This window comes from Mesorhizobium sp. M0848, from assembly GCF_040319805.1.
GTDB lineage: Bacteria > Pseudomonadota > Alphaproteobacteria > Rhizobiales > Rhizobiaceae > Mesorhizobium.
In genome coordinates this window covers 1-8,410 of the sequence record NZ_JAMYOM010000054.1, presented here as the reverse complement: position 1 = coordinate 8,410, position 8,410 = coordinate 1, and the positions used below count along the sequence as shown (strand labels likewise).

Here is an 8,410-nt window from a genome sequence, read left to right as displayed (position 1 = left end):
GGGGAACAGCCAGTCCTTCGGCTTTGCCAACCGCCAATAGACCCGCAGAATCCGCAGAAGCTGCACCGACAGCATGACATAACGGGGTGAGTTCAACTTGTCATCGCAACACCCTCTGCAACCTATCGGCCGGGGTCTCGAAGTCCAGGGTTTTTCGAGGTCGCTGATTAAGCTTCCGAGCGACGGCGTCGAGTTGATCCTGCGAGACGAGGGATAGGTTGGTGCTTCTTGGGAAGTACTGTCTGAGCAGGCCGTTGGTGTTCTCGTTGCTGCCGCGCTGCCAGGGACTGCGCGGATCGCAGAAGTAGACCTGGAGATCGGTTGCGACGGTGAAGCTCTTATGACGAGCCATCTCCTTGGCTTGGTCCCATGTCAAGGAGCGCCGCAGCTCTTGGGGCAATGTGCCGATTTTCTCGGCGAGGGCCGCCACGACAGTCGCCGAGTCCCTTCTGGCCAACTTCACAAGCATCGTGAACCGGCTGTGCCGTTCGACGAGGGTGACGATGTTGGTGTCGTTTGCGCCAGCGAGCAGATCACCTTCCCAATGGCCTGGGATGGCGCGATCCTCGGCCTCGGCGGGACGCTCGCGGATGGAGACCATATCGAGGATTTGACCTTGCCCCGTTCGGTTGCTCTGTGCACCTTTGCCGAGGCGCATCTGCCGTTTGGTGCGCAGATGCGCTGTCAATTCCTTCTTGAGCACCCCGCGCGACTGGATGAACAGACTGCGATAGATGGCTTCATGAGATATGCGCATGTCTGGATCGCCAGGGTACTCTCGCCTCAGCCAGCCCGCTATCTGCTCGGGCGACCATTCCAGCGCCAGCTTATGCGCCACCAGCCATCGTAGCCGTTCAGAGCATGCCAGGCGACACCGCTTCGGGCGCAGCGCGCGCTCCCACGCCTGCCTATCAGCCCGAGTTGCACGATACGTTTTTGCACCGCCATTGCGCGCGATCTCGCGACATATCGTTGATGGAGATCGTCCAAGGCTTCGTGCAATGGCGCGCAGTGCAAGGCCCGCTGCAATCCCGCGAGAGATCTCCTCGCGCTCCGCCACTGCAAGCGCTAAGGGAGCCCTGCGCCTTGCTGACGGAGCAATGCCGCCATGGACAGATACGATCCGCTGGACCCCGCCCTTGGTCCTGCGCTCAAGTGCCCGCGAGATCGACGAAATGCTCTGACCTTGCTTCCATCGTTCCCAAAGCTCGGCCTTCTGTTCTGCGGTAAACCAGACCCGTGACGTGACCATGCAACATCTCCTCATCCTCTCAGATTAAAGGTGTTGCGACGATCGGTTGAACCCACCCGGTCTTTCCCGCCCTTGCCATGCTCGACCCGGATGACACCGCGTTCGCTGCGATACTGTCGACCTTTAGGCCGACAGTATCCGAAGCACGAAGGCCAGCGGCGTAGGCCGTGGTCAAGGCTGTGCGCGTCCTCAGGCTCGGCACCGCCTCCAGGAAGCGGACAACCTCGTCGGCGCTCAGAACCACCGGCAGCGTGCGCGGCGCGCGGGCATAGGCAATCCGCTCCGGGATCTCGGCATGGCCAAGCGTCACGCCATAGAAGAACCGCAGCGCGCATACTGTCTGGTTCAACGCCGGCCATGATATCCCGGTCGACACCAGATGCACCTGGAAGCCCCGGACGTCCTCCAGACCAAGCCGCTCCGGCGAGCGGCCGAAATACCGGGAAAACTTCGCCACCGCGTGGATGTAGGATCGCTGCGTTGCCGGCGACAGATTGCGGATCGTCATGTCCTCGATCATGCGCCGGCGCAGAGGGCTCAAATCGGCCATCGCTCATCGCCTGTTCTCAAGATTGCGCTTCAACAGCCGCAATCCTTCAAAACAGAAGCCTCAACCGCAAACCCCCGCACCAAATGCCGCGTCAGCGGCTTCGTTCAATCTCAAAATGCTCCCAGAACTAAAAAACTGCCAAGGTAGTGCTAGTGGTTTCCGCCTGACATAAGAGTCCGGATCGGGATTCCCTTTTGGCTGAGCGCGTGCGAGTCTGCGGTATGCGCACAGGAATATCTTTCACCGTCTCGCCTTCTGACCATCGGCGTTTGGTTGCCCTGGTCAAAGATCGTAACAGCCCGCAGAAGCATGTGTGGCGCGCCGAGATCGTGCTGTTGAGCGCCACCGGCGCCGGCACGATCGAAATCATGGGGCGGACCGGCAAATCCAAGACCTGCGTGTGGCGCTGGCAGGAGCGCTTCGCCACGGAAGGCTTCGAGGGGCTGCTGCGCGACAAGACGCGTCCCTCGCGCATTGCGCCGCTCGGGCCTGAGATCGCTGAGCGCGTCGTGGCGCTGGCGCTCGACGACCCGCCAGGGGAAACGACGCACTGGACCGCCGACATGATGGCCAGGGCCGCCGGCATCAGCGCCAGCGCGGTGCGCCGCGTCTGGAAGGCGCACGGGCTGCAGCCAAACCGCTGGCGGCAGTTCAAGCTCTCCAACGATCCGAAATTCATCGACAAGTTGCGCGACGTCGTCGGCCTCTATGTCGATCCGCCGGCCCACGCCATCGTGCTGTCGGTCGACGAGAAGAGCCAGATCCAGGCACTCGACCGCACCCAGCCCGGCCTGCCCATGAAGAAGGGAAGGCTCGGCACCATGACGCACGATTATAAGCGGCACGGCACCACCACGCTGTTTGCCGCTCTCAACGTGCTCGACGGCGCCGTCATCGGCCGCAACATGCAGCGTCACCGCCACCAGGAGTTCATCCGCTTCCTCAACGCCATCGACACCGAGGCGCCGGCCGGCAAGGCGGTCCATTTCATCCTCGACAACTACGCCGCTCACAAGCACCCCAAGGTGCGTGCCTGGCTCGACCGCCATCAGCGCTTCACCTTCCACTTCACGCCGACCTCATGCTCGTGGCTCAATGCCGTCGAGGGCTTCTTCGCCAAACTCTCCAAGCGTCGTCTCAAGCGAGGCGTCTTCCACTCCGTCATCGACCTCCAGGCGGCAATCAACCGCTTCGTGGCAGAGCACAACCAGCAACCCAAACCCTTCACTTGGACCGCCGATCCCGACAAAATCATTGCTGCCGTCAAACGTGGGCACCAAGTGTTAGATTCCATCCACTAGGTTGAGGACTCATTCAAATCTAGGCTGAAATGATAGCAGCGAGAGCAAGGGGTGAGAGGTAGTTCTGTGCATGTCGATCGTATCATGTTGCGATCCGACGCCAATTCTTGAGCTTGCAGAACATACGCTCGATGACGTTCCGTCTGCGATATGCCTTGTGATCGAGTGGATAGGGCGTACCCCGTGAGGCGGTTGATGGAATGACAACCTTGATCGTCCTCCGCTTAAGCCAATTGCGGAGGCCGTCCGCATCATAGGCTTTGTCGGCCAGGAGCATTTTGGGCTTGGCCACCATACCAATCAAGGGAACGGCCATGGTGATGTCGGCGATGTTGCCAGGCGTTAACGCGTAGGCGACTGGTCGGCGGCGATCATCGGCCAAAGCATGGATTTTACTTGTTCTTCCACCTCGCGAGCGGCCAATCGCTACCGAGAACGCCCCCTTTTTGAGCCTGCCGCAGAGCGATGTGCCTTGACGTAACTGCCTTCGATCGGCGATGGTGAGGCGATCATGGTGGCGCTGCAGATAGCAGTCGTGAACCATGGGGCGGAGACCTCTTCCCTCATGACGCGCCGGATCCGCACCGTCTTACGGCACGTGAGGTTCGCAATCCTCACTGGATGCTGTGCTGGGATTGTTACCGGGTATGATCGTTGCTTTGCACCATTGAAAATCTGTCCTGATCGGGCTCTGAGCTGTCGGCGCGGCTGGGGAGCATGATGCCGTACCGGCAGGCGGCCAGAGTGCTCGCTGAATTCCTATCCATTGAGCCCACCACGTGCGACTTTCGCAAGCGCACCATCAGGATCGGCGAGCGGCTCAACAACCGATCGCACACAGGAAATCTGACGCGCTCTCTTGCGATGGACTGTTATTGTACAATGTCCGAACGATCCCGTTGATCACTTGGTAGCGCGAGGGAACTCGCATTCGCCACGCCAGCAAGCATGTCGGCTTATTGCGCGCAGAGCGAGAAAACGCAGGCTTCCTGCGTTCACAGACATTGTTCGCTCACGGCCGCTCATCTAACGCTGCTACGTTTGGGAAGGGCAAGGACCGGTCCGGTCAAAAATGGGCTTTGTCAAAAGTCCCCGAAAGGTTATTTGAGGCGCGATTTCAAACCCGCATGTCAATGTGACTGCATGGATAGGAACGTTGTTCCACTGTGTGTTTTGGTGGGACCAGCGGCGAAACCGAGCCGTGAGCTGCGAGGAATTTACTCATGGACAACTGATCGCTCAATCGCCTACTCCGCATCCATGAGACGGCGCAGTCAGTACAGAGCCTGGCAAGTTTTGGGAACGACAATCGACTATGCGATCGAGGATCGTGGATCGCGTTTTCCCGCAAACACGCAGACCATCGTTATGCCCCGGTAGCGGCTGACTAGTTCGGACCTGACCGACATCAGGCCGGGGCTTCGATCTTGCGGAGGCAGCTTCTAGTACGACCTGATCACAGGGACCCGGTGGAGTCCTGGAGGCTGCTCTCCTGACGATTTTTCGCTTTTGTTTACCCATCAAGAGTCCCCAGGCTTTTCCGCGTTTCAGGCTGACGCATGAGCAGCAGCTTCCGGTACGCGCCATGGCTGGACGACCGAAATTGCGCAGACGAAATGCAGGAAGGACGACTGTTTATGGCTGGAATCGAAAACGAGCCTTGGCAGTGGTCCGAAGTTCGTTGGCGCGGTTACGTCAATCGCGTCCGTGCAGGCAAGCGATTGACGCCGCCATGGCCGGACGGCAAGCGCTGCGCTGTTGCCTTGTCATTCGACGTGGATCACGAAACACTCGAATTGTACAACGGTGGAAAATCGATCGGGCGCCTCTCTTGTGGGCAATACGGGAACAGGCGAGGAATGCCTCGCATCATGTGTCTGCTCCGGAAACACGATATCAAGGCTAGTTTCTTTGTTCCCGCGATTGCTGCAAAACTCTATCCAGACGAACAGCGCTCGGTTGTGGACGAAGGGCACGAGATTGGGATTCACGGCTGGATCCACGAGCTCAATTCCCTGCTACCGCCGGAAAACGAACGTGATTTGATGATGCGCAGTGCCGATACGCTCGAAATGATCACGGGCACTCGACCGGTCGGATTGCGCACCCCATCATGGGATTTTTCCGAAAAGACACTGTCGATCGCCCGCGAGATGGGGCTACTATATGATTCGTCGTTGATGGCCGACGATAGCTGCTACGAACTATTGGAGAATGGCGAACGGACAGGCGTAATCGAGATACCAGTCGAATGGATCCGTGATGACGCACCATATTTCGCAATGAGCGCAACCGAGCCGCTTCGGCCCCATATTAGCCCAGAAGACGTCCTGGGAATTTTCATGCGAGAGTTTGAGCAGGCATATCACGAAGGTGAGATGTTTCAACTCACAATGCACCCTCACAGAATCGGCTATCGATCAAGGATTTGGATACTTGAGGAGGTGATACGGGCTGCTAAAGCCAAGGGCGATGTCTGGTTTGCCACCCACCGAGAGGTGGCGGAGCATGCCTCGCTAGCGCTGTAGCAGCATCTTCTGCATCAAAACGGATATCCGAGTATGACGACAACCATCGCTTCCCAGCTTCTGAAAGTAGAGGGGCTACAGAGGGAAGTATCTATCAATGTCGATCGTTGGGGCGTATCCCATATCAGAGCAGAAAACCTGGACGATCTCTTTTTCGCGCAGGGTTGGAATGCGGCACGGGATCGCCTGTGGCAAATCGATCTGGCCCGCAAGCGCGGCCTGGGCCTTCTCTCTCGCGATTTTGGCCCCGGGTACCTCGCGCAGGATAGGGCTTCACGCCTGTTTCTTTATCGCGGCGACATGGCGCCCGAATGGAACGCATACGGATCTGACGCAGAAGAAATCTGCACTGCGTTTACCACCGGAATCAACGCTTACATCGATGCTTGCGACTCAGGCTTAGCGCGGCTTCCGCCGGAATTTGCGGTGCTAGGAAATCGACCGGATCACTGGAAGCCGGAAGATGTCGTCCGCATTCGTACCCATTGCCTGACGCGGAACGCGTCTTCCGAACTTCTGCGCTCCAAAGTCATGGCTCTGGTCGGTCCGGAACTCGGGGCGAAGCTCGACACGCTTCGCAAGCAACTGCCCCATGGCGGCAATCCCAAGCCTGCGGACGGGTTCGACCCCGCGGTAATGAGCGACCGAGTGTTACGGGATTTTCAACTCGCAGCAAGCCCGGCAACCTTCTCGAAAGTAAGGCTGGACTGTTCGCTGGAAGAGGCCGGCCTGTGGACGGTCGTGGCTTCAACCGGGGAAATTGCTCGCTCCGCTTTTGAGCAAGGTTCAAATAATTGGGCAATTTCGGCAGCAAAGACGACAACGGGTCGCCCCATATTGGCCTTAGACCCTCATCGCACGCACACATTGCCTTCCATTCGCTACATCGTGCATCTCGCAATGCCAGGTATGGACGTAATTGGCGCCGGTGAGCCAATGGTGCCTGGTATTTCGATGGGACACAACGGAACAGCGGCCTTTGGCCTAACGATATTTGGGGCGGACCAGGAAGACGTCTATGTCTATCGCACTGCTCCGGACGATTCCGACAGCTACGCCTATGATGGCGGCTGGGAGAAGCTCCGCGTGATCGAGGAAGTCATACCGGTCAAGGGACATCCGGATCAGACGGTTCAGCTGAAGTTCACTCGCCACGGACCTGTGCTCTACCAGGCCCAAAAGGACAACCGCGCCTTCGCATTGAGGACCGTTGTCACAAATCCGGGAACGGCACCCTATATGGCCAGCCTTTCGGTAATGAGAGCGAAGACCTATCGAGAGTGCGCGCATAGCCTTGAAAGTTGGGGATGCCCCGCGATCAATCATGTCTACGCAGACACGAGCGACACGATCGCTTGGCGGCCAGCTGGTGCTATGCCTATCCGCGAGAATTGGGATGGTCTCCTTCCCGTACCAGGCGACGGTCATTTCGAGTGGAAAGGCTATCTTAGCCCCAGCAAAGTTCCATCAGAAGTCAATCCGGCGCGTGGTTTTATCGCCACTGCGAACGCAATGAACATTCCAGATGACTGGTCAAAATCTAATCCGGCAATTGCCTATGAGTGGCCGGACAGCAGCAGACACGACTCGCTCCATCATGAACTCGGTCGCGACAGGCCGATCTCTTTGCAAGACTGTGTCCGTCTGCAATGTTCGACCTTTTCGCCTATTGCTGCCCGGATCAGCAAGGCGGTAACGCGGCTTTTCGAGGATTTGGGTGACGGGAAGATTTGGGCGTTCCTGAAGGGATGGGACAAAGATCTGTCGGCAGACTCCGGGCCGGCCGCGCTATTTGAGGTATGGCTGAGCAAACATCTCGGCCCCATGATGGCCAGGCGCGAGGGCGCCGATGCCGAAGTCATTCCGTTACTGATGCCGGTTGAGGCCCAAAGAATTGCCGCGTGGCTGGAAAATGCTGAGCCAGAGCGGGAATTGATTGAAGCTCTCCAAACCAGTCTCATGGATGCTTGGACGGAATGTTTGGCGTTGATGGGGGGAGATCCCGCATGTTGGTCGTGGGGACGTCTTCACAAGATGGATCTGCGGCATCCTCTCCAATCGCTCGTAGCCACGAATTGGTCTTTGGAGCCGATGGGGCTAGGCGGCAGCGGCTCGGCTATCAACTACGCGACTTACCGCTTAAGCGATTTTTCAGTTACCGACGGCCCTTCTGTGCGCATGATCATCGACGTCGGAAACTGGGACGAAAGTCTCTTTATCAATAATCCTGGACAGTCCGGCGTTCCCGGCTCTGCACACTACGCAGACCTGACATCAAGCTGGAGGCGAGGTGAATACAAGCCGTTGCTCTATTCGATGACGAAGGTCGATGAGGCGACGTTTTCGACGATCATTCTCATGCCTGCTTAGCCCAAGTTCGTTTCGAGTGATTTCAGTAATTTTACGGACAGCGATTCCGTTAATCCCGGACAGTTTTAGAGTGCAACGCTTCACATGGTACAACTGTGTCAAGTGCGTCAAAACAGAAGCGCCCATTTTACCCCATGTTTCGCTGAGCTGTGAAGACGAGGACACTGCCGCGACGATTCGTAAGACCGTATGTCCGCTTCTGCCGGTGAGGTGGCTCGCCCTACACTGCGAGTCCGAGGGTTGCTCGGGCGGTCCGAGCCGATCCTCATCACAGGAGGACGAGCCGTGGCAGATTATAGGGAAACATTTGTCGGAATCGATGTCGCTAGAGCAGAATCTGATCACTCAGGCTCGTATCCTGCGGCGCAGAAGTAGTTTGAGCACTCCTCGGCGGTGAAGCGTGGCAAGG

Annotated in this window: 5 protein-coding genes and 1 pseudogene; 3 read left to right on the top strand and 3 right to left on the bottom strand. The window is 58.0% G+C overall.

The features are described 5' to 3' along the window. Positions 1-100: 100 nt before the first annotated feature. Both NKH95_RS32905 and NKH95_RS32900 read right to left on the bottom strand, forming a co-directional pair. Positions 101-1,252 (bottom strand): IS30 family transposase, encoded by a 1,152-nt coding sequence (locus NKH95_RS32905; protein WP_352894542.1) that lies wholly within the window; start codon positions 1,250-1,252, stop codon positions 101-103. Positions 1,253-1,308: 56 nt separating this feature from the next. Further along, positions 1,309-1,802 (bottom strand): annotated as a pseudogene (locus NKH95_RS32900) (tyrosine-type recombinase/integrase); the annotation flags it as partial. Between the two features lie 221 nt (positions 1,803-2,023). Between NKH95_RS32900 and NKH95_RS32895 the strand changes: the two are divergent. Beyond that, a complete protein-coding gene (locus tag NKH95_RS32895) occupies positions 2,024-3,103 on the top strand; it encodes an IS630 family transposase (protein ID WP_352894540.1) in 1,080 nt (359 codons plus the stop codon). An 82-nt stretch (positions 3,104-3,185) separates the two neighbouring features. Here NKH95_RS32895 and NKH95_RS32890 read toward each other — a convergent pair whose 3' ends face one another. Next, positions 3,186-3,647 carry an IS5 family transposase gene (locus NKH95_RS32890; protein ID WP_502895421.1) on the bottom strand — a complete coding sequence of 154 codons (462 nt, stop codon included), beginning with the start codon at positions 3,645-3,647 and terminating at the stop codon, positions 3,186-3,188. A gap of 1,093 nt (positions 3,648-4,740) precedes the next feature. Between NKH95_RS32890 and NKH95_RS32885 the strand changes: the two genes are divergently transcribed. Both NKH95_RS32885 and NKH95_RS32880 read left to right on the top strand, forming a co-directional pair. After that, complete coding sequence (locus tag NKH95_RS32885; protein WP_352894544.1) at positions 4,741-5,631, top strand: polysaccharide deacetylase family protein; 891 nt, start codon at positions 4,741-4,743, stop codon at positions 5,629-5,631. 33 nt (positions 5,632-5,664) lie between these two features. Further along, entirely contained in the window at positions 5,665-8,001 is a 2,337-nt protein-coding gene (locus tag NKH95_RS32880) for a penicillin acylase family protein (RefSeq protein ID WP_352894538.1), read from the top strand. Positions 8,002-8,410 lie beyond the last annotated feature (409 nt).